21 protein-coding genes, 1 pseudogene and 1 riboswitch are annotated in these 21,936 nt (G+C 53.4%); of the genes and pseudogenes, 4 read left to right on the top strand and 18 right to left on the bottom strand.

The genetic code is table 11. The features are described 5' to 3' along the window. Positions 1 to 147: 147 nt before the first annotated feature. On the bottom strand, positions 148 to 1,080 hold the full coding sequence (gene dusC, locus DCX48_22315; GenBank protein ID QXE16999.1) for a tRNA dihydrouridine(16) synthase DusC: 933 nt from the start codon (positions 1,078 to 1,080) through the stop codon (positions 148 to 150). A 243-nt stretch (positions 1,081 to 1,323) separates the two neighbouring features. Here dusC and DCX48_22310 point away from each other — a divergent pair, with 243 nt between their 5' ends. Then, positions 1,324 to 1,995 carry an epoxyqueuosine reductase QueH gene (locus tag DCX48_22310; protein ID QXE16998.1) on the top strand — a complete coding sequence of 224 codons (672 nt, stop codon included), beginning with the start codon at positions 1,324 to 1,326 and terminating at the stop codon, positions 1,993 to 1,995. 46 nt (positions 1,996 to 2,041) lie between these two features. On the opposite strand, the gene DCX48_22305 is transcribed toward DCX48_22310, so the two are convergent. Then, positions 2,042 to 3,637 (bottom strand): ABC transporter substrate-binding protein, encoded by a 1,596-nt coding sequence (locus tag DCX48_22305; protein ID QXE16997.1) that lies wholly within the window; start codon positions 3,635 to 3,637, stop codon positions 2,042 to 2,044. A gap of 140 nt (positions 3,638 to 3,777) precedes the next feature. Here DCX48_22305 and pepT point away from each other — a divergent pair, with 140 nt between their 5' ends. Further along, the gene (pepT, locus tag DCX48_22300; protein QXE16996.1) at positions 3,778 to 5,007 is read left to right on the top strand and encodes a peptidase T; all 1,230 of its coding nucleotides are present in this window, start codon (positions 3,778 to 3,780) and stop codon (positions 5,005 to 5,007) included. A gap of 56 nt (positions 5,008 to 5,063) precedes the next feature. On the opposite strand, the gene DCX48_22295 is transcribed toward pepT, so the two are convergent. Next, positions 5,064 to 5,534 carry an RES domain-containing protein gene (locus tag DCX48_22295; protein ID QXE16995.1) on the bottom strand — a complete coding sequence of 157 codons (471 nt, stop codon included), beginning with the start codon at positions 5,532 to 5,534 and terminating at the stop codon, positions 5,064 to 5,066. Continuing rightward, positions 5,531 to 5,974 (bottom strand): DUF2384 domain-containing protein, encoded by a 444-nt coding sequence (locus DCX48_22290; GenBank protein ID QXE16994.1) that lies wholly within the window; start codon positions 5,972 to 5,974, stop codon positions 5,531 to 5,533. The genes DCX48_22295 and DCX48_22290 overlap by 4 nt, the downstream gene beginning before the upstream one ends. 59 nt (positions 5,975 to 6,033) lie before the next feature. On the opposite strand from DCX48_22290, the pseudogene DCX48_22285 reads away from it, so the two are divergent. Then, positions 6,034 to 6,147, top strand: a pseudogene (locus tag DCX48_22285) (EamA family transporter). A gap of 40 nt (positions 6,148 to 6,187) precedes the next feature. Here the strand turns inward: DCX48_22285 and rhlE are convergent. The 12 genes from rhlE to moaA all read right to left on the bottom strand — a co-directional run bounded on the left by rhlE (position 6,188) and on the right by moaA (position 17,955). Further along, positions 6,188 to 7,639 (bottom strand): ATP-dependent RNA helicase RhlE, encoded by a 1,452-nt coding sequence (gene rhlE, locus DCX48_22280; GenBank protein ID QXE16993.1) that lies wholly within the window; start codon positions 7,637 to 7,639, stop codon positions 6,188 to 6,190. A 277-nt stretch (positions 7,640 to 7,916) separates the two neighbouring features. Continuing rightward, positions 7,917 to 8,771: an ABC transporter ATP-binding protein gene (locus DCX48_22275; protein QXE16992.1), complete on the bottom strand. Its 855-nt coding sequence runs from the start codon at positions 8,769 to 8,771 to the stop codon at positions 7,917 to 7,919. 12 nt (positions 8,772 to 8,783) lie between these two features. Beyond that, positions 8,784 to 9,815: an iron ABC transporter permease gene (locus tag DCX48_22270; GenBank protein ID QXE16991.1), complete on the bottom strand. Its 1,032-nt coding sequence runs from the start codon at positions 9,813 to 9,815 to the stop codon at positions 8,784 to 8,786. Then, a complete protein-coding gene (locus tag DCX48_22265; GenBank protein QXE16990.1) occupies positions 9,808 to 10,797 on the bottom strand; it encodes an iron ABC transporter permease in 990 nt (329 codons plus the stop codon). The genes DCX48_22270 and DCX48_22265 overlap by 8 nt, the downstream gene beginning before the upstream one ends. After that, positions 10,794 to 11,801: an iron-siderophore ABC transporter substrate-binding protein gene (locus DCX48_22260; protein QXE16989.1), complete on the bottom strand. Its 1,008-nt coding sequence runs from the start codon at positions 11,799 to 11,801 to the stop codon at positions 10,794 to 10,796. The genes DCX48_22265 and DCX48_22260 overlap by 4 nt, the downstream gene beginning before the upstream one ends. Positions 11,802 to 11,818: 17 nt before the next feature. Further along, a complete protein-coding gene (locus tag DCX48_22255) occupies positions 11,819 to 13,924 on the bottom strand; it encodes a TonB-dependent receptor (protein QXE16988.1) in 2,106 nt (701 codons plus the stop codon). A gap of 458 nt (positions 13,925 to 14,382) precedes the next feature. After that, on the bottom strand, positions 14,383 to 15,090 hold the full coding sequence (locus DCX48_22250) for a Bax inhibitor-1/YccA family protein (protein ID QXE16987.1): 708 nt from the start codon (positions 15,088 to 15,090) through the stop codon (positions 14,383 to 14,385). A gap of 112 nt (positions 15,091 to 15,202) precedes the next feature. Beyond that, on the bottom strand, positions 15,203 to 15,655 hold the full coding sequence (gene moaE / locus DCX48_22245) for a molybdopterin synthase catalytic subunit MoaE (GenBank protein ID QXE16986.1): 453 nt from the start codon (positions 15,653 to 15,655) through the stop codon (positions 15,203 to 15,205). 2 nt (positions 15,656 to 15,657) lie between these two features. Then, positions 15,658 to 15,903 (bottom strand): molybdopterin synthase sulfur carrier subunit, encoded by a 246-nt coding sequence (locus DCX48_22240; GenBank protein ID QXE16985.1) that lies wholly within the window; start codon positions 15,901 to 15,903, stop codon positions 15,658 to 15,660. After that, positions 15,900 to 16,394: a cyclic pyranopterin monophosphate synthase MoaC gene (gene moaC / locus DCX48_22235; protein ID QXE16984.1), complete on the bottom strand. Its 495-nt coding sequence runs from the start codon at positions 16,392 to 16,394 to the stop codon at positions 15,900 to 15,902. Before moaC ends, DCX48_22240 begins: the two co-directional genes overlap by 4 nt. 18 nt (positions 16,395 to 16,412) lie before the next feature. After that, entirely contained in the window at positions 16,413 to 16,931 is a 519-nt protein-coding gene (moaB, locus tag DCX48_22230) for a molybdenum cofactor biosynthesis protein B (protein ID QXE16983.1), read from the bottom strand. A 34-nt stretch (positions 16,932 to 16,965) separates the two neighbouring features. Beyond that, complete coding sequence (gene moaA / locus DCX48_22225) at positions 16,966 to 17,955, bottom strand: GTP 3',8-cyclase MoaA (GenBank protein ID QXE16982.1); 990 nt, start codon at positions 17,953 to 17,955, stop codon at positions 16,966 to 16,968. Then, positions 17,943 to 18,091: riboswitch (molybdenum cofactor riboswitch) on the bottom strand. (Overlaps the previous gene by 13 nt.) Before the next feature lie 411 nt (positions 18,092 to 18,502). Between moaA and yvcK the strand changes: the two genes are divergently transcribed. Further along, on the top strand, positions 18,503 to 19,414 hold the full coding sequence (gene yvcK / locus DCX48_22220) for a uridine diphosphate-N-acetylglucosamine-binding protein YvcK (protein ID QXE16981.1): 912 nt from the start codon (positions 18,503 to 18,505) through the stop codon (positions 19,412 to 19,414). On the opposite strand, the gene DCX48_22215 is transcribed toward yvcK, so the two are convergent. Together DCX48_22215 and uvrB are read right to left on the bottom strand one after the other, a co-directional pair. Continuing rightward, positions 19,411 to 19,842: a glyoxalase/bleomycin resistance/dioxygenase family protein gene (locus DCX48_22215; protein ID QXE17351.1), complete on the bottom strand. Its 432-nt coding sequence runs from the start codon at positions 19,840 to 19,842 to the stop codon at positions 19,411 to 19,413. The genes yvcK and DCX48_22215 overlap by 4 nt on opposite strands. Positions 19,843 to 19,904: 62 nt before the next feature. Continuing rightward, positions 19,905 to 21,917 (bottom strand): excinuclease ABC subunit B, encoded by a 2,013-nt coding sequence (gene uvrB, locus DCX48_22210; GenBank protein ID QXE16980.1) that lies wholly within the window; start codon positions 21,915 to 21,917, stop codon positions 19,905 to 19,907. Positions 21,918 to 21,936 lie beyond the last annotated feature (19 nt).

Here is a 21,936-nt window from a genome sequence, read left to right as displayed (position 1 = left end):
TAATAGTTCCTAAGCGGGAGTAGACGTTTAGACTTCCAGATAGATGGAGTGTTATACCGTCAACCGATTCGTAAAGTAAAGCGCAGGCCGCTGAAGAGCGATGAGGTGAGTTAAAATTGAGCAGAAGTAAAAGAATGCGGTGAGCGCCTATGGCTCACCAATCACACGTGCGATATCCGTTGAGGTCTTCAACGTGCGAATCTCGCTGAATAACTCGGTGGCATCGTCGTACTCTTTACGCAAATAGCCAAGCCACTGCTTGATACGCGCGACATGATACATCCCCGTATCGCCCTGCTTTTCCAGTCGCACATATTTTTGTAGCAGTAACATAACCTCAGGCCACGGCATACGCGGTTCGTTATATTTAATCACGCGGCTCAGGTTCGGCACATTCAGCGCGCCCCGCCCGAGCATGATCGCGTCACAGCCCGTTGTCGCCATACAATCCTGCGCACTCTGCCAGTCCCAGATTTCGCCGTTGGCAATCACCGGAATCTGCAACCGCTGGCGGATTTCCCCGATCGCCTGCCAGTTAATGCACTCAGCCTTGTAGCCATCTTCTTTCGTGCGACCATGCACGGCCAACTCGCTGGCACCCGCCTGCTGCACCGCATCGGCAATTTCAAACTGGCGAGCACCGGAATCCCACCCCAAACGTATTTTCACCGTGACCGGTAAATGCGCTGGCACCGCCTCACGCATGGCTTTTGCCCCCTGATAAATCAGTTCCGGATCTTTTAACAGTGTCGCACCGCCTCCGCTGCCGTTCACCAGCTTTGACGGGCAGCCACAGTTGAGATCGACGCCATACGAACCCAGCTCAACCGCCCGCGCTGCGTTCTCCGCCAGCCACTGCGGATATTGCCCCAGCAGTTGCACGCGCACCAGCGTGCCGGACGGCGTGCGGCTAGCATGCTGTAGCTCTGGGCAAAGGCGATAAAAAGATTTAATCGGCAGGCATTGATCCACCACGCGTAAAAACTCGGTGATACACAGATCATAATCATTTACTTCGGTCAGCAGCTCTCGCACTAGTGAGTCGAGAACCCCTTCCATCGGGGCAAGCAGAACACGCATAACGCTACTCAATAACTCTTCGATCGTGAATGATAGCCGTAAATAACACAGCCAAAAAGCAGGCAATATTAGGATAATACAGGTCACGTAAGCCCGTTGTTAGGGACATTGTACGGATAACGCAACGGGAAAGATAACGCCAGATACGCCCAGAGGTTGCCTCTCGTGGGCATATCATCAATAATTCGTTGCGAATTTGTGATGCTACGTCCTTACGGACCACAACGAAGTGACTGTTTATTTATGTCGAATGTCAAAACCGCAGAATTTAAACGCCCGCAGCTTTCATTGCCACATAGCGCAGACAAACTGCTGCTGCATTCCTGCTGTGCGCCTTGCTCTGGTGAAGTCATGGAAGCCATCACCGCTTCAGGCATCGACTACACCATTTTCTTCTATAACCCCAACATCCACCCGCAGCGTGAATATCTGATCCGCAAAGAGGAAAACATCCGTTTCGCCGAACAGCATAACGTGCCTTTCATCGATGCAGATTACGATTCAGATCACTGGTTCGAACGAGCCAAAGGTATGGAGTGGGAACCCGAACGTGGCATTCGCTGCACCATGTGTTTTGACATGCGTTTCGAGCGCACGGCGCTGTATGCAGCGGAAAACGGCTTTAGCGTAATTTCCAGCTCACTGGGAATTTCCCGCTGGAAAAACATGCAGCAGATTAACGAATGCGGCCAGAACGCGGCGCAGAAATATCCTGGTGTCACCTACTGGGATTATAACTGGCGCAAAGGTGGCGGTTCGGCACGGATGATCGAAATCAGCAAGCGTGAACATTTCTATCAGCAAGAATATTGCGGCTGCATCTATTCCCTGCGCGATTCCAATAAGCATCGCAAATCACAGGGGCGCGATATTATCCGCATCGGTAAGCTGTATTACGGCGATGAAGCCGAATAACCGCATGGAACCAAAGTCCGGCACAGTGTGCCGGACTTTCAGCTTCTTACTTCTTCACATCGACCTGATAAAAAATATGCTTACCGAACGGGTCAACTTCATACCCGGTCACTTCTTTGCGCACCGGCTCAAAAATGGTGGAATGCGCAATCATGACGGCCGGAGCCTGATCGTGCATCATCTGCTGCGCCTGTTTGTATAGGGCGATTCGCTGTTCATGATCCTGTGAAGCTCGCGCGTCGATAATAAGTTTATCAAACGGGGCGTAACACCATTTTGCAGAGTTAGAGCCGCCATTGGCCGCCGTACAGGTAAACAACGGCCCGAAGAAGTTATCAGGATCGCCCGTCGCCGTTGTCCAGCCCATTAGCGCCGTCTGATGTTCACCACCTTTCACCCTTTTCAGGTATTCGCCCCACTCGAAGGTGACAATTTTGGCCTGCACGCCAACTTTCGCCCAGTCGGCCTGAATCATCTCCGACATACGACGGGCGTTCGGGTTATACGGACGCTGTACCGGCATCGCCCAGAGTTCGATAGCAGTACCCTCCACCAAACCGGCTTCTTTTAGTAACGCCTTCGCCTTCTCGGGATCGTAGTCATAATCCTTCAGATCACTGTCGGCGCTCCAGACGCCCGGCGGCAGGAGGTTTTTCGCTGCGGTGCCAGTGCCCTGAAAGACGGCTTCAATAATCGCCGCTTTGTTAATCGCCATCGTCAGCGCCTGACGCACTTTCACATTATCCAGCGGTGCCTTTTGGGTATTGAACGACAGGAAACCGGTGTTCAACCCAGCCTTTTGCATCAATACGATATCTTTATTCTCTTTCATGCGCGGCAGGTCTGCGGGATTAGGGAATGGCATCACCTGACACTCATTTTTCTCCAGCTTGGCATAGCGCACGGAAGCATCTGGCGTGATAGTGAAAATCAACCGATCCAACTTGGCCTTGCCTTCCCAATAATCTGGAAACGCTTTAAACAAAATGCGCGAATCTTTCTGATACTGCGCTAACTCAAAAGGTCCGGTACCAATCGGATCCATATCAACACGTTCCGGCGTGCCAGCTTTGAGCATCGCATCGGCATATTCAGCAGAGAGGATGGAAGCAAAGTACCAGGCTAAATCGGCCAGAAACGGCGCTTCCGCATGGGAGAGCGTAAAGCGCACCGTGTGATCATCCACCTTCTCGAGATTCTTGATCAGTGAGCCAAAGGACAAACTCTCAAAATTGGCATAAGTGCCTTTCGAGACACTGTGGTAGGGGTGCTGCGGATCTTTTTGCCGCATGAAGGAGAAAATCACGTCGTCAGCGGTAAAATCACGCGAGGGTTTGAAATATTTGTTGCTCTGGAACTTCACCCCTTTGCGCAAATGAAAGGTATACACGCGCCCATCGGCACTGATGTCCCAGCGTTCTGCCAGACTCGGCACTAGCTCTGTGGTACCAACTTTGAAATCCACCAGACGATTATAAATCGGCACGGCGCTAGCATCCACGCTGGTGCCGGAGGTATAAAGCTGCGGGTTAAAGTTTTCCGGCGATCCTTCAGAACAATACACCAGTGTATTCGCCGATGCCGCTGAGGCAACCGCCAGCGTCAACGCAGCCAATGTGAATCGTATTCCTGCCTTTCTCATCCCAGACCTCGCTTGTTATTTGTGTTTCACCACACTGCTATAAAAATCATGACGATAAAATGACAAATAAAACCCTCAAATGAAATAATTTCTACGTTAGGATAACAATCATGGCTCTTACTGAATAAAAAGGATTCGTTATGACAGACAGTCTGGCTCATCAACTCAGCAATCGGTTTTACCGTTATCTCGCCGTCACCAGCCAAAGCGATGCCAGTTCCACAACATTGCCCAGCACGCCGGAACAACATGAGATGGCGCGTCTGCTGGCGGACGAGTTGCGTACGATAGGCCTACAAGATGTGGTGATTGATGAGCACGCCACGGTAACCGCCGTAAAGCCGGGCAACTGTCCATCCGCGCCGCGCATTGGCTTTATTACTCATATCGATACGGTTGACGTCGGTCTGTCGCCGCATATTCACCCGCAAACGCTGCGCTTTACCGGTGAAGACCTGTGCCTGAATGCCGAACAGGACATCTGGCTGCGCACAGCGGAACATCCAGAGGTTATACCGTATGTCGGGCAGGACATTATCTTCAGCGATGGCACCAGCGTACTTGGTGCGGACAACAAAGCCGCCGTCACCGTGGTGATGACGCTCATGGAGAATCTAACCGATGCGACGCCACACGGCGATATCGTAGTGGCCTTCGTGCCAGATGAGGAAATTGGGCTGCGCGGTGCGAAAGCGCTCGATCTCAAACGCTTCGATGTTGATTTCGCCTACACCATCGACTGCTGCGAGCTGGGTGAAGTGGTGTATGAGAATTTCAATGCGGCCTCGGCGGAAATTCGTTTTACTGGCGTGCCCGCGCACCCGATGTCGGCGAAAGGCGTGCTGGTTAATCCCCTGCTTATGGCACATGACTTTATCAGCCAGTTCGATCGCCAACAGACACCGGAACACACGGAAGGACGCGAGGGCTATGTCTGGTTTAACGATCTGACGGCGAATGCCAATGAAGCAAAGCTCAAAGCCTCTATTAGGGATTTCGATTTAGCCACGTTTGAACAGCGTAAACAGCAGATTGCCACGATCGCAGCGAAGATTGCCGCGCAGTACCCGATGGGCACCGTGACCTATACGCTCACCGATATCTACAGCAATATCAGCAACGCGATTACTGACGATCGTCGGGCAATAGACCTGCTGTTTGCCGCATTGGACACGCTGGGTATTGAACCTAAGGTGACGCCAATGCGTGGCGGCACGGACGGCGCAGCGCTATCCGCTAAAGGGTTGCTAACGCCGAACTTCTTCACTGGTGCGCACAATTTCCACTCACGCTTTGAGTTTCTCCCTGTGCCGTCGTTTGTGAAATCGTATGAAGTGGCATTGAATTTATGCCTGCTGGCAGCGAAATAATCGCGTTGAGAAAAGAGAGTTTGATAACGATTAAATGGATTGATACCCGTGATGCATTATTTACGATCGGGCTTTAGCCGGCTATCAAACTGGAACGGTATAATCTCTGCCATCTGAATGATCCCGTAGAAATCTGGGTGTTCAGGGTTTAACAGGTAGTTATACTCTACAGGCGATAGGGCGCTGGGGACTCGCAACGCTATCGAACCTTTGGTAAAGATCCATGCATCACCGTATACAGCCAGATCTGGCGGCGCTTCTTCAGCAGCCCAGTTGTCTGGCAATTCGTCCATATCGGCACTCTGAATCTGATCCTCAGGCACATCGATACGCATTAGCGTGTAATAATCCAGGATCTGCGCTGCATGCAGATGTACCAGCGTCTCCAGCATGGCAAGCGATGCGGTTTCTGATACATAAACCATCGAGGTGCCAATACTATTCCAGCGGCCTCCAGCCTCTTTTGCTCCGTATCCCGTCCAGGCTGTAGAAAGATACTTTGTCTTTGTAAGCCGATAGAGAATCAAGAGTACACACCATGTTCCAGGCGCGTGAGCAATTTCATGACTTCGTAAGCCCCGGTTTCGGATACCATCAGTTCTGCTGGCACTTTCCCGCCAAGCGCTCGGTTTGGCTCATTCAACCATTTTTGAGCCTCGTCCTTATCACCTTCGAACAGTTCTACCGCCCGATCAATGACACGGATGATACGCACCAGCCGTTCACTTTGATCGGCGCTAAATCGCGCTTTGACGCTGCGGCTAAACGTCGTTGACGGAATGCCGGACATTTTACGCAGGTCGTTTTGCGTTATCTTCGCCCAGTCAGCGATAAGGTTAGCAACCTTGCCCTCAAGGCCTTCGTTAATCTGTCCCAGAAGCGCCACACCATCAGAATTGTTTAATCCGGCCACCTGCCATAAACGGGGCGGCCTGGTCTGAGTCGTGGATAAGCTAAATGTTTTCATAACAAACCTCCATTTGGAGTTTTTATTATACCCAAATGGTAATTGGTGCGCAAATAGTAGACACCTACTGGCGACCCAACGCGCTTGTCGGCCTGCTGCTGATGCTAGCGGGCAACGCGGTGATGTTCTACCGTCCACACAACCCAACGGCACAACCTGCGACGGCAAAATAACGTGACCAACAAAAAGGGAGCCAGTGGCTCCCTTTCGATTTTACTTGTCCGCTGGCTTGCTGCGGTTTTGCGGTCGCGGTGCGCGGCGTTGTCCTTCGCCACTGCCCTTACCGCTATTCCCTTTTCCGCCAGTACCCCATGGGCTATCGCTATTACCGCCCGGTTTACGCGGCTGACGATTAGCATCGGCTGAACGGCGCTCGCCCTGACCTTGACTACGTTCGCTGCGCTCGGACTGACCGCGTGGTGCGCCAGACGGTGCACGAGGAGACGCACTACGCGCACCACCACTACTACCACCACGGCTGCCCTGACGGCCATTCACAATCGGTTCTGCCTTGATGGACGGATCCGGCTCGTAGCCTTCAATAGCGATACGCGGAATTTCACGCTTCAGCAGACGTTCGATGTCACGCAGCAGCTTGTGTTCATCCACACACACCAGCGACAGCGCTTCGCCCGTCGCTTCTGCACGACCGGTACGGCCGATACGGTGAACGTAATCTTCTGGCACGTTTGGCAGTTCATAGTTCACAACGTGCGGCAACTGGTCGATATCCAGACCGCGCGCGGCGATATCTGTCGCGACCAGCACACGGATGCCGCCGTCCTTGAAGTTGGCCAGCGCGCGAGTACGCGCACCCTGACTTTTATTACCGTGGATAGCCGCAGCGGTGATACCATCTTTTTCCAACAGCTCGGCCAAGTGGTTAGCCCCGTGCTTGGTACGGGTAAAGACCAGTACCTGCTGCCAGTTGTTTTCACCAATTAGCTGCGACAGCAGTTCACGTTTGCGGCGCTTATCAACAAAATGTACATGCTGCGTGACCAGTTCAGACGGCGAATTACGACGCACGACTTCGACCGAAGCCGGATTGGTCAGCAGTTTGTTCGCCAGCGCTTTGATCTCATCAGAGAAAGTGGCGGAGAACAGCAGGTTTTGGCGTTTAGCAGGTAGCTTCGCCAGTACACGGCGAATATCGTGAATGAAGCCCATATCCAGCATCCGGTCTGCTTCATCCAGCACCAGAATTTCGATCTGAGACAGGTCAACGGCACGCTGATGTTCCAGATCGAGCAGACGTCCCGGCGTCGCCACCAGAATATCCACGCCGCCACGCAGCTTCATCATCTGCGGGTTGATGCTCACGCCGCCGAATACGACCAGTGAACGCAGGGGTAAATATTTGCTATACGCCTTCACGTTCTCATCAATCTGTGCCGCCAGTTCACGGGTCGGCGTCAGGATCAGCGCCCGTACTGGACGGCGCCCTTTCCCTTTATTCTGCGCTTCGCGACTCGTCAGCAGTTGCAATAACGGCAGCGTAAAGCCCGCCGTTTTACCCGTACCCGTTTGGGCACTGGCCATTAAATCGCGCCCTTCCAACACGACAGGAATTGCCTGACGCTGAACAGGGGTAGGATCGCGATAACCCTGCTCTTCAATCGCGCGCAGAATATCGGCACTCAGGCCGAGAGAATCAAATGACATAAAAAGAACAACTCCAGATCCGCTCTGACCGGACAGTAGCCGGTGTAGTTTTCAGAGGGTCAATAAGACGGGTTTGGCGGGCCACTATTAACGTAACAACTAATGTAACACTTCACGTAACAACGACATACGCAACAACCACGATGAACGAGCACAACTACGGTGCATGACTGCCGACGATTGTAGCAGAGATTCTGACCACTAAGGGATTTTTATCTGTGTCGGCCCGTTTTTCTGGCGGAGCGTAATAATCGCCCACTGCGGTGCCGTCAGACGATTAGCCGACATCAGCCGCTGCTTCACGTCCAAACGGAATACACAGCGGCGTGCCGAAAAACGGATCGTCAATGATGCGGCAATTCAGGTTAAACACCGTTTTTACCGTAGCTTCGGTAAGGATATCGCGCGGATTGCCCTGTGCAAACACCGTCCGGTCATGTACCGCCACCATGTGATGTGCGTATCGGCAGGCAAGATTCAAATCATGCAGCACCATGACGATGGTTTTCTGCTGCTGGAGATTCAACTCCCTTAGCAAATCCAGCACCTCCATCTGATGCGCCAGATCGAGGTAGGTCGTCGGCTCATCCAGCAGGACGATATCGGTATCCTGCGCCAACGTCATCGCGATCCATACGCGCTGGCGCTGGCCGCCGGACAGAGAATCGACTGCGCGATCCTTTAATGCCAGCACGCCAGTACTACGCAACGCCTGAAGCACTTTTTCCTCATCCGTTGTCGACCACTGCTTCAGCCACGACTGGTGCGGGTAACGCCCCATTTTCACCAGTTGATAGACCGTCAGGCCTTCCGGCGCGGTCGGTGTTTGCGGCAAAATCGCCAGGGATTTCGCCACCTCAACGGTGGATTGCCGATGGATATCCGCCCCGTTGACAATAATCGTTCCACTCGTTGGTTTCAGCAGGCGGGCGAATGACTTCAATAACGTGCTCTTACCGCAGCCGTTACTGCCCACCAGCACCGAAATTTTCTGCGCTGGCAGCGAAATATCCAGCGCGTCAATGACGATCTGCTTATCGTAACTTAGCGTCAGCGACTGACTGGCAATCGCCTCGCGGGAATCGCTACTTGTTGGAGGCACATTCTTTGAAGACACGTTTTCTGAAAACATAACCTGGCGATCTCAATAGCGTTGCCGAAGCAATAAATAGATAAAGAAAGGCGTCCCGAGCACCGAGATAAAGATGCCGGCAGGTAAATCCAGCGGCAGGAACGCGGTACGACCCAGTAAATCGGCCACCATCACCAGTAAACCGCCTGTCAACGCCGACACCAGCGCCAGTCCGGGAAATGAACGACTCGCCAGCTTTTTCGCAATATGCGGTGCTAGCAGGCCGACAAACGCCATCGCACCGGCGTAGGCAATCGCCGCGCCAGCCAGCGCGACGCTCAGCGTCAGCAGTGCAAGCCGGATACGCCCGACAGATTGCCCGACGCCGCAGGCCAGCGCGTCATCCAGTTCATGTACGTTGACATGCCGCGCCAGCCCCACCAGAAACGGGGCGCCAAGTAGCAACCAGCCCGCCAGCGCTGACACATGCTGCCACTGTGCGCCGTAAATACTGCCCGTCAGCCACACATAGGCCGTCAATGTCGTGCCTATCGGGCTAAACACCAGCATCATCGTAACCGCCGCGCCCATAATGGCAGACAGGCCCACGCCGACCAGCACCAACCGCAGCGGTGATGCGCCTTGTTTCCAGGCCAACAGATAAATGGCGATCGCCGTAATCCACGCCCCGCCCATTGCCGCCAGTGGGAGCCAACGCTGGCTTATCGTTGTCGCCAGAAACGAGAGAAAGAACACCGCTGCCGCCGATGCACCGCTGGTAATCCCCAGAATATCCGGCGAGGCCAGCGGGTTACGCACAATGCTTTGCAGAATCAAACCGGATATCGCCAGCGCCCCACCCACCAACAGCGCCAGCAGCGCACGCGGCAAACGCAAGTCGTTGACAATAAAGTGCACGCCGCTGTCTGCCTTTCCCAGCAGCGCCGACATCACCTGCGTGGGCGACAGCACAATCTGCCCTAGCGACAGCGAGAGGAATACGACAGCCAACAGCACCAGAAGGAGCGAAACCGCTACCGCTGAGGTACGTAAATCAATCTGGCGCGAAACGCTCCCTATGCGCACGGTACACACCTTACCCATGTCGCAGCCCCCTTCTCGCCAGATAAATGAAGAATGGCGCTCCTAATAGCGCGGTCATTGCCCCGACCGGAACTTCCTGCGGCACAATTAGCAAACGCGCAGCGACATCGGCCAGCAGCAGCAGCGTCGCACCGAAAATTGCACAACCGGGCAACAGCCAACGGTGATCGGCAGACAGCATGCGACGCACGATATGCGGCACGATTAGCCCGACAAAGCCGATATTTCCGGCTATCGCCACCGCTCCCCCCGCCAGCCCAATCACGCACAGCCCAGACAACGCACGGACTAGCGCGGTACGCTGCCCCAGCCCTTTGGCGATCTCGTCACCCGCCACCAGAATATTGAGGTGACGCGCCAGCAGCAGCGTGAGACATAGCGCGATAACAAAGTACGGCAGCAGCGGCAACAGCATCGACAGGTTGCGCCCGGATACCGAACCGGCTAGCCAGAACAGCATGCTATCCAGCCCATCCTGATTGATCACCAGCAGCGCCTGCGTAAACGAAATAAACAGCGCGCTGATAGCGGCACCGGCCAGCACGATGCGTAAGTGGCTGGAACGCGCATTGCCCAACGTTCCCAACACGTACACCATGACGCCAGCAACAGCTGCGCCGAGATAGGCCGTCCATGCCAACGCAACCTGCGAGGAAAAGGTCAACAGCGAAGACAGCAGCACGACGGCAAACATGGCTCCGGCATTAATGCCAAATATTCCCGGCGAGGCTAGTGGGTTACGCGTCAACGCCTGCATTAGCGCCCCGGCAACGGCAAGGCTGGCACCGACAACGAGAGCAATCACCGTCCGCGACAGGCGGGTCGTCAACACCAGAATGTGATCGATCTGCTGCGGATCGTAATAGAATAGCGCCCTGAACACGGCACCAAATGAAATCGTGGTTTGCCCCAGCATCAGGCTAGCGACGATACTCAACAGCAGCAGTGTAATACCCGCTGCCATCACGATGCACTGTCTCATCGCGTCTGACTCTCCTCTACGACATCGCTTTTTTTGCTCGCAGGTTCTGCCTTGCCAGCGAACTGCCGTTCGATATCGTCCAGCATGTTATTTGCGCCCAAAATACCGCCAGACAGGCTCCAGGCCACGTTATCTACCGGATACACCTGCTGCTGGCGAGGGGCATGCAGCCGCTGCCAAAGCGGGTGGGCCTGCCAATCTCGATAATTCTGCACCACCGCAGGTTTGTCTGAACGCAGCAGCACAAAGAATAGATCGGCATCCACCACGGGAATACTCTCTTTGCTCGTAAGCTTTTGCATTAGACCTGACGTGTAGCTTTCCGGCCGCGACCAGACAAAGCCGATTTCCGACAGCACCGACCCGGCAAAGCTGGCGGGTAGATAGCTGCGCATGTGATCCTCACGGAATTCGAGAATGGAAACGCTGAGCGGCCAGCGATCGCCAAATCGCGCCTTTAGCCTGTCACGCAGCGAATTCACGCGTCGATCCCAGTGGGATAAAATCTCATGCGTCTTATCTTCCCTGTTAAGCGCTACGCCCATCATCTGTACCGTGTCCTTAAATTCAGACACCCTGTCCAGCGCAATCGTCGGCGCAATCTGCGACAGCAGACCGTAGATCTTTTCATGCCGAAAGGTAGACGCCACGATGAGATCGGGCTTGAGTAACGCGATCGTTTCCAGGCTAGGCTGCGTTTCCAGCCCAACCAGCGTCACGCCCTGCAACGCGGGGCGAAGATAGCGGTAAATCGGCTTCTCCGCCCATGATTCCACCACGCCAATCGGCTTAATTCCCAGTGCAACGGCAGCGTCAGTCGCGCCCTGAAACAGCGTCACTATGCGCAGCGGCGTCCCTGTCACGGTGGTCACACCCAGCGCATGCCGAACCTGACGCGACGGTTCTGCCGCCTGCGCCAACGTCACCAGCAGAAAAGACAACAACACGGCCAGCGAAAAACGCTGCCGTGTTGCTGATTTTTGGACATGGCTAAACTTAGACATGGTTAAACAAGGTAATTTTAGAAATCAATCGAATAACCCAATGTCATCGTGCGACCACGCCCAGAGAAATAGCGCGTATCGTTAACAAGGGCAGCCTGCGAATAGTAGGTGATGTACTGCTTATCCAGCAGGTTAGCCACCGCGACATTGAGACGACCATATGGCAGCTTGTAACCCACGGCAGCATCCATCAACAGGTAGCCATCAAAGGCCATACCCGCATCGTCAAAACTGCGGCCAAAGGCATAATTCGCCTGTACGAATGAGCTCCAGTTATCATTCCAGTTCGCCGACCAGCTAGTGATAAGACGATCCGGAGCAATATTCAGACCGTTGAATTTTTTATCCACCTTGCCATCGCCGTTATTGTCATACTTCCCTTCACTGTGGGCGTAAGAGGCATTAATTTTATGCTGCTCGTTAATTTGGTAGCCTGTAGTCACCTCTACCCCTCGGATCTGCGTACGCTGACGATCGGACAAAAATACGCCACCGCTCTCTCTAACACGCTCACCCAGTTTCGATTTGGACTCAAAATAACTGGCTTCGAAGTCAAACTTATCACGTTTAAATCTGAATCCCGTTTCTACGTTATCCGTCACAATCGGCTTAAAGCCGTCGAAATTTTTCAGGCTAACACCCGGACGGTTAATGGAACGTAGCGCACGGCCCACATCCGGCATACCAAACCCTTCCGAGTAGTTAGCGAACAGGCTCAGGGAATCTGTTGCCGCATAAACAATACCGGCGTTATACAGCGTCTCATTAAATTTTGGGCTACCGCCCTCCACTGTATAACCGCCATTGGATGCCAGCGTTTGATAGTCACCGACCTGTAGCTTAGCGATTTCATGGCGTACGCCCGCGTGTAGCGTTACCTTATCCAGCAGTTGATATTCTCCCTGAATAAACGGTGAATAGTTGGTGTATTCCATCTCCGGCACGTAGGTACGCTTGGTCAGGTAGAGATCCTGTTTCCCTTTATCATACAAGGTATCGAAACCCACCGTGACCTTCAGCGTGTCATCCAGCAAGTCGTCTTTGGTCAACGCAAGCTTGGTGCCGTACTTATTGGCGACGGATCGTGACTGCTCATAAAGCGTACCTCGGGGAGCAATCGCCGGATCCTGGAAAGTATTTGAAATCGTTGCGCCAAACAGCGCTTCATAGCGTTGATTAAACACCAGAGCGGACAGCTTCATCCCCGCCAAATCGTGGTGCTCGTAGGTTAATCCCGTCGTCCAAATACTGTTATTTGGCGCTTCGCCCGGCGGTGTGCCGCGCACTGACGTCGTAGGGATGCCCTGATCGCGGATACCATCCACGCTAAGGTAGTTATTTTCGTTTTTAATGTGGTAGCGATTTACGCTCAGTTGAATACGCTGATAGTCATCCAGCCAGTATCCGACTTTCGCCATGATGTCATAGGCGCGAGAGTCCATGGTGTCGCCCTGCGTATTATCCACGCCAACGGGACGATTGTTGCCATCCAGATACAACCCCTGATTCTCGTAGCCAATCGCGAACAGATAATCGAGATAGTCTTGACGTCCATCCACCCGATAAGTGGTTTTATAGCTGGCAGTTTCGCCACGAATCTTTTCAGTCGGAATCGTGGTCTGCACACTGACATGTTGATTAAACGAACCGTTTTCCGGGCGACGGGTAATGATGTTAATCACCCCACCTGTCGCGCCCATGCCATTGGTGGCGTTGGCACCGTGAATCACTTCAATACGCTCGACCATCGAATAGTCGACCGTATGCATCTCACGTCCGGTGGGGCGCAGCGGGTTAGATTGGGGAATGCCGTCGATCATCACCAACGCTGCACGACCACGGAAAGTTTCGCCGCTGCCGCTCATTTTCTGACGACTGGGGGAGAACGAAGGAAGCAGATTGCTCAGAATTTGCGATGAGTCGGAGGTAACCTGCATCTGCTGCTCGATTTGCTCCTTAGTAATCACCGTAACCACCTGCGGCGCTTTCTGCTGCTGGATATTCGAGCGTGAGGCGGTAATCACCATCTCATCACCGCTCGAATCACCCTTTTTGGTCGTATCATCCTGTGCATACGCCGGAGCAATCAGCACGCATGGCATCAATGCAAGTAAAGTGCGCATCTGGTTCACTGTCCTTCCCCTTTGGTTATATATCCAACCGTGAATAAAAATCATCGCCTGTGGCAGACCACTCACCGCAGCACAGACAAAAAAATGCCAAAATGCTTCGTCTTACGCGAAGCACTTTGGCGGATCACTATCGGCTCTGGCATTGAACGCAGGGTTTACACCCTATGGCACAACGTCAATGCTGGCAGGCCATTATGTCAGTACCAGTAAAAATGCAATTGCTAATGGCAATTATTATCATTCAATGAAATTAATTACAATAGCTACCGCTGATAAACAAGGACTTCAGCATTATCTGGGGCAGTTTATGGCCACTGCTCATCATCATGCTGACCACGGGTTCAGCGGCTTACGCTATTTTTCGACGGAATATCGCGTAATTAATAAGGAGGGGAAATACGGGAAGGCGTTATCTGGCGCGAGGAATCGCGCCAGATAGGAGCGTAAAATTAACGACGATTACCGAAAATACGCAGCAGCATCAGGAACAGGTTGATGAAGTCGAGGTACAGCGTCAACGCGCCGACGATGGAGTATTTGCGGAAGCTATCTTTGTCATCAACAGACAACTGCTCGCCGATATTTTTCAGTTTCTGGGTGTCATACGCGGTGAGACCGACAAACACCACCACACCGATATAGGTTACTGCCCACATCAGCGCTTCGCTTTTCAGCCACAGGTTCACCAGCGAAGCCAGAACAATCCCGATCAGCGCCATAAACAACATGCTGCCGAAGCCGCTTAAATCACGCTTCGTGGTGTAGCCGTACAGGCTCATCGCCCCGAACATCCCTGCCGTAATCACAAAGGTGCTAGCGATGGACTCACCAGAGTACATGATGAAAATGCTGGAGAGCGTCAGCCCCGTCAACGCGGAATAAAGCATAAACAACGACGTGGCAACCGTGCCGCTCAGGCGCTGTACCATGCCGGAAATGACAAATACCAGCCCCAGTTGGGCAATGATCAGTCCAAAGAAAGTGATCTGGCTGGAGAAAACAAAATTCAGTACGGCGGGCGTATTCGCCGCATACCAGGAGACGAATGCCGTCAGCAGCAGGCCACAAGTCATCCAGCCATAAACCTGTGCCATATAGGCCTGTAGACCAGACTGCGAGCGCTCAACGATTGAACCAGAGCGTGGATATCTGTCCATGATGTTACCTTTGCATAAAGTTATCTGATTAACGCGGCGCGAACCGCCTGATTGGGGGATCGAGACTGAATATTCTCTCCCCGCCATCCTTTTATCCTAACACAGAAATCAACTACCAGCGCTGCGCGGCCTGTTTATCACTGTCTCGCGATTCAATCCAATGCTCACCTTCCGGCGTGGCTTCTCGCTTCCAGAATGGCGCGCGGGTTTTCAGGTAATCCATGATGAATTGGGCGGCATCAAATGCCGCGCTGCGGTGGGCGGCACTGACGCCAACAAACACAATTTCATCGCCCGGATAGAGTGCGCCTACCCGATGAATCACGCTCACACGCGGCAGTTCCCAACGTTCGCGTGCCAGCTCGACAATCTCTGCCAGCGCTTTTTCCGTCATGCCGGGATAATGTTCCAACGTGAGTGCGCTGACGTCTTTCGCCAAATTGTGATTACGCACCTTACCCGTGAACGTCACGACTGCGCCGTCTTCATCACACTGTGCCAGCCACTGATACTCATCACCTACGTTGAAGTTCTCTTCGCCGACCTGAATACGCGTTTCTGCCACGATCAACCTCCCGTTACCGGTGGGAAAAAGGCGACTTCATCACCGTCCTGTAGCGGGTGCGTCAACTCAACCAGCGACTGATTTACTGCTGCCAACAATTTGCCGGCTTCCAATGCTAATTCCCAACGAGCACCACGTTGGCACAACGCCTGTCGAACCTCCTCTACGGTGGCATAATCAGCGGGCAGCGACAGGCTGTCTGTTTCGATCAATTCACGCACCTGCGCAAAAAACAGAATCTTAATCATGATCCCTCCGCCGTAAAACCCCCAGATTTTCCGCCGCTCTTCGCCAACAGGCGCACCGGGCCAATCACCATATCTTTCTGCACGGCCTTGCACATGTCATAGATGGTCAGCGCGGCAACGGAAGCCGCCGTCAGCGCTTCCATCTCCACGCCCGTTTTCCCCGTCAGTCGACAAACGGATTCGATACGAACCCGATTGTGCTCCGGCTGCGCTTCCAGCTCGACAGCGACTTTGCTCAGTAATAGCGGATGACAGAGCGGAATCAGTTCCCAAGTACGTTTCGCAGCCTGAATTCCGGCGATACGCGCGGTGGCGAACACATCGCCTTTATGGTGGCTACCGGCAATAATCATGGCCAGCGTCTGCGGGGCCATTTCAACGAAGGCTTCCGCGCGGGCTTCACGCACGGTCTCCGCTTTGGCAGAAACATCCACCATTGCGGCTTCGCCAGCGGCGTTTATGTGGGTCAATTGTGGCTTAGATGATGACATAGTGAATAAGGCTTATCGTTAAGAGGATTTCTTTAAGTGCGGGTAAAAATTGCACGGTTTCTGACGCGCATCCAGCTGTTCCTGAATGATACGTTCCCACGCCGTTCGACAAGCGCGCGTCGAACCCGGCATGGCGAAAATCACCGTCTGATTAGCCAGACCGGCAAGCGCACGGGATTGCAGCGTCGCTGTGCCAATATCTTCATATGACACCATGCGAAACAGTTCGCCGAAGCCTTCAATTTCCCGATCGAACAAGACGCCAATGGCTTCCGGCACCACATCCCCTGCCGTAAAGCCCGTGCCACCGTTAATCAAAATACCCTGTACTTCATCGCTGGCAATCCACGCCGAGATCTGTGCCCGAATCTGGTACAGGTTCTCTTTCACGATAGCGCTGGCGACAATACGATGCCCTGCGGACTGTGCCGCTTCGCGCAGATAGTCGCCGGAGGTATCGTCTTCCGCAGTACGGCGTTCGGAAACGGTCAGTACTGCTAGATTGAGAGAAACGAATTCGCTGCTGACTTTGCTCATGTCAGGTTCCTTTAAGAATCAGTGATATCGCGGATTAACCGCCGATAAATGACAGATTTTGCGTTATGCCGCTATTGCCTTCATGCAGGAAGTGCGTCTGCTTCTTCGTCGACAACCCGCCCGAGATACGCATTTTCAAATCATTGAGATGACGATCGTCAGCCAGCAAATCGCGCAGTGGAATGCCCTGCTCGCCAAAGAGACACAGATGCAGGTTACCGATAGCAGACACACGAAGACGGTTACAGCTCAGGCAAAAATCTTTCTCATACGGCATGATCAGCCCGATTTCGCCCTCGTAGTCTGGATGGCAGAATACCTGAGCAGGGCCGTCGCTGCGTGCACGTTGCTGCTGTTGCCACCCTTGCTGCAATAGCTGCTGGCGAATCACCTCGCCGGAAACGTGGTGACGGCGGAACAGCTCGCCCCCCTCTCCCGTTTCCATCAGTTCAATAAAGCGGAGTTGAATCGGTCGGTGTTTAATCCAGTCGAGAAAGGTTTGCAGGCTGCCTGCGTTCACATCACGCATCAGCACGGTGTTGACCTTAACCTTGGCAAAACCGCAGTCAAATGCCGCATCGATACCGTCCATCACTTGGCGGAATTTATCCTGTCCGGTAATCGCATGAAACTGGCGAGCATCAAGGCTGTCGACGCTAACATTCAGTGCTGTTAGTCCGGCATCACGCCATTGAGCCACGTCACGTGCCAGACGGTAACCGTTGGTGGTGACCGCCAGCGTACGAATAGCTGGGTTTTCACGGATCGCAGCAATGATATCGACGAAGTCACGACGCAGAGACGGTTCGCCGCCGGTAAGACGGACTTTTTCCGTCCCCAATTCAGCAAAAGCGCGGCTGACGCGACGAATCTCATCGAGTGATAAAAAGCGATGTGGATTGGTGCCATTGGCTTGATAACCATCCGGCAGGCAGTAGGTACAGCGAAAATTGCAGACGTCTGTGATAGACAGACGCAAATAGTAAAACTTGCGCGCAAACGCATCAGTCAGTTGACTCACCATAAACACCTTTCCAAATACGGGAGATGCAGGCATTTCTACCTCGCACCCTGGTGACCGCGAAGGCCACGGCCAAGGCGCCGTATCACGCGCAATAAGCGCATCACTTAGGCACCAAGGCTAGGAGTTTGATTCTCATCGGGTATCCGTCAGACAACGGCAGGATAACCAGTAAAGAACCGTGATTTCATTGAGCAGTTTACTGCGAAAAAGCACCGCTAACCACTCTCAAAATCGATATATAAGATAATATATAGCGAATTTTCAATATCTTATACTGCACAGCATACGGGAAAATGTGCGGCAGAAATTGTCTCAGGTCATGCCAGTGTGAGGATTTTTCGCGTTTTAAGGTGAAATCAGCTACCTTAGCGGCGATTGTTATACCCTAAATAATTCGAGTTTCAGGAAGGCGGCAAGGGAAGGACCCCCGATGAGCTTACTCAGGTAAGTGATTCGGGTGAGTGAACGCAGCCAACGCACATGCAACTTGAAGTATGACGGGTATACACGCTATTCATATTCCTCTGGCTTATTCATAAGGTTCTCTATGCGCAATCGCACGTTGGCCGACCTCGACAGGGTTGTCGCGTTAGGAGGCGGACACGGTTTAGGTCGTGTCATGTCTTCGCTATCTTCCTTGGGTTCACGGCTAACCGGCATTGTCACGACCACGGATAACGGCGGTTCTACCGGCCGCATCCGCCGCTCCGAAGGTGGCCTTGCCTGGGGCGATACGCGCAACTGTCTGAACCAACTGATCACCACACCCAGCGTAGCCTCTGCGATGTTTGAATACCGGTTTAACGGTAACGGCGAGCTTGCCGGGCATAATCTGGGTAACCTGATGCTAAAAGCGCTCGATCACCTGAGCGTGCGCCCGCTGGAAGCCATCAATCTGATTCGCAATTTGCTCAAAGTGGACGCCTTTTTAATTCCGATGTCCGAGCATCCTGTCGATTTAATGGCGATTGATGAGCAGGGTAACCCCGTTTATGGCGAAGTCGAGATCGATCAGTTGGCGGCTCTACCGCAAGATTTGATGCTGTATCCAACCGTACCGGCAACACGTGAGGCCATCGATGCCATCGCTAAAGCCGATCTGATTTTGATTGGCCCCGGCAGTTTCCTGACCAGCCTGATGCCGTTGCTGCTGCTGGAAGACCTGACACAGGCGCTCCGCCGCACGCCCGCTCCCATGGTGTACATCGGCAATCTGGGCAATGAACAAAGCAACCCAGCAGCCCGCCTGACGCTGGCAGAAAAATTGTTCTGGATTGAACGCAAAGTGGGGAAACCGGTTATTGATGCAGCAATCGTCGGCCCAAAAGTTGATGTCAGCCAGATCGGTAACCGTCTGGTCGTACAGCAGCCGCTGGCCGCGGAGGATGAGCCACATCACCACGACCGTCAGTTACTGCGTCAGGCTATCGATCGTGCACTACAGCTACTAGGTTCTTAATCCCGCAGCCACGGCGTATAAGTCACGCCAATCAGAATCCCTTCGGGGCTCAGGAAACGCGTTACTTGCTGGCCCCAAGGTTCAAGACGATTTTCGACCAGCAGCGCATAACCCTGTACTTTCAGCGCCTCTGTCGCTTCCGCCATATCAGCCACTTCAAACTCCAGCCAGCTTTGCGGTTCAGGAAGATCCGCAGGCCAATTTCCCTGCCCAAAACAGGATTCACTGGCGTGTGACAGTGGCCACAAGGCAAAATGCTTCACGCCATCCATCACATCGCTCACCAGATAGTCGCTCCCTTCCGCAACAGGTTTTAGCGGTAACTTCAACGTATCCACATAAAGTGCATAGCTGGCAGGAAGTGATGTCACGATAGGGCCAAAGCCCGCGACAAACAGCACATCCACGCCCGGTATAGAAGGGGTCATCATGATTCCTTATCAGAGTGCCGCATCGCTATGATGCCGCGATAACTACAATTCTGCGATAACTACGATATCGCGATAAATTGCGCGCGTAATACCTGTACCTCATCGCGCAGGGAAGCCGCCTCTTCAAATTCAAGGTTCTGCGCATGTGTCAGCATCTTACTTTCCAACTCGCGAATTTTCAGTTCCAGCGCCTTCGGCGTCATAAGTTCATAACGCGCTGCCGGTTCTGCCGCTTTACGATTACCTCGCCCTTTGCCTTTGTTCGCAGACTGTCCGAGTTGCAAAATATCGGAAATCTTCTTATTGATCCCCTGCGGCACAATCCCGTGTTCAGTGTTGTAGGCTTCCTGCTTCTCGCGGCGGCGTTCCGTTTCGCTAATCGCTTTCGCCATCGACGCCGTAATCCTGTCGCCGTAAAGAATGGCCTTGCCGCGCAGGTTACGCGCCGCGCGGCCAATCGTCTGGATTAGGGAACGTTCGGATCGCAAAAAGCCCTCTTTGTCGGCATCCAGAATCGCCACCAGCGACACTTCAGGCATATCCAGCCCTTCACGCAGCAAGTTGATGCCCACCAGCACGTCAAATTCACCCAGGCGCAAATCACGGATGATTTCCACACGCTCGACGGTATCAATATCCGAGTGCAGATAACGTACCCGCTCGCCGTGTTCTTGCAGATATTCCGTCAGATCTTCCGCCATCCGCTTGGTCAACGTCGTCACCAGCACACGTTCGTTAATCGCTGCACGCAGGCGAATCTCGGAAAGCAGGTCATCCACTTGTGTCCCGACAGGCCGTACTTCAATGATCGGATCGAGCAATCCAGTGGGACGGACCACCTGATCGATAACGTCACCGCCCGATTTTTCCAGTTCATAGTGACTCGGCGTCGCAGACACATAGATCGTCTGCGGGGCCAGCGCTTCAAATTCTTCAAATTTCATCGGCCGGTTATCCAGCGCGGAAGGCAGCCGGAAACCGTATTCGACCAGCGTCTCTTTACGCGCACGGTCGCCGCGATACATACCGCCGATCTGGGGCACAGTGACGTGAGATTCATCAATGACCAGTAGCCCATCAGCAGGAAGATAGTCAAACAGTGTCGGTGGCGGTTCACCGGGGCCACGTCCAGAGAGATAGCGTGAGTAGTTTTCGATGCCGGAGCAGTACCCCAGTTCGTTCATCATCTCCAGATCAAACTGCGTGCGCTGGCTCAGTCGCTGCTCCTCCACCAGCTTATCGTTCGCCAGTAGTACCTTCTTGCGATCGGCCAATTCAACTTTGATGTCTTCCATCGCCTGCAAAATACGCTCACGCGGCGTCACATAGTGCGTTTTCGGGTAGATGGTATAGCGCGGCACCGTTTGGAGGACATGCCCCGTCAGCGGGTCAAACAGCGACAGGCGTTCCACTTCTTCATCGAACAATTCAACGCGCAGTGCGATTTCGTCAGACTCCGCAGGGAAGATATCGATCACCTCGCCCCGCACGCGAAACGTACCGCGCTGAAATGCCTGATCGTTGCGGGCATATTGCAATTCAGCCAAACGACGTAAAATGGCACGCTGGTCGATCAGCATCCCCTGCGTCAGGTGCAGCATCATTTTCAGATAGAGATCGGGATCGCCCAGACCATAGATAGCGGACACCGAAGCCACGACGATCACATCACGCCGCTCCAGCAGCGCTTTTGTCGCGGAAAGACGCATCTGCTCGATATGTTCGTTAACAGACGCGTCTTTCTCGATAAAGGTATCCGAGCTCGGAACGTAGGCCTCAGGCTGATAATAGTCGTAGTACGAGACGAAGTACTCCACGGCATTCTCGGGGAAGAATTCTTTCATTTCGCCGTACAGTTGAGCTGCCAGCGTTTTATTCGGTGCCAGCATCATCGTCGGCCGATTGAGATCGGCAATCACGTTGGCTATCGTGAACGTCTTACCTGAGCCTGTTACCCCGAGCAGCGTTTGGTGCGCCAACCCGTCCTCCAGACCTTCCTTTAAACGACGAATGGCCTCAGGCTGATCGCCTGCCGGTTTAAAGTCGGAATTCAGTGTGAATGCTTTACTCATCGTTAAACACGCTACTTAT

The sequence above is a fragment of the Pectobacterium atrosepticum genome, from assembly GCA_019056595.1.
Lineage (GTDB): Bacteria > Pseudomonadota > Gammaproteobacteria > Enterobacterales > Enterobacteriaceae > Pectobacterium > Pectobacterium atrosepticum.
Note: the sequence above shows the minus strand (reverse complement) of the source record. Positions and strands in the feature narration are given on the sequence as shown.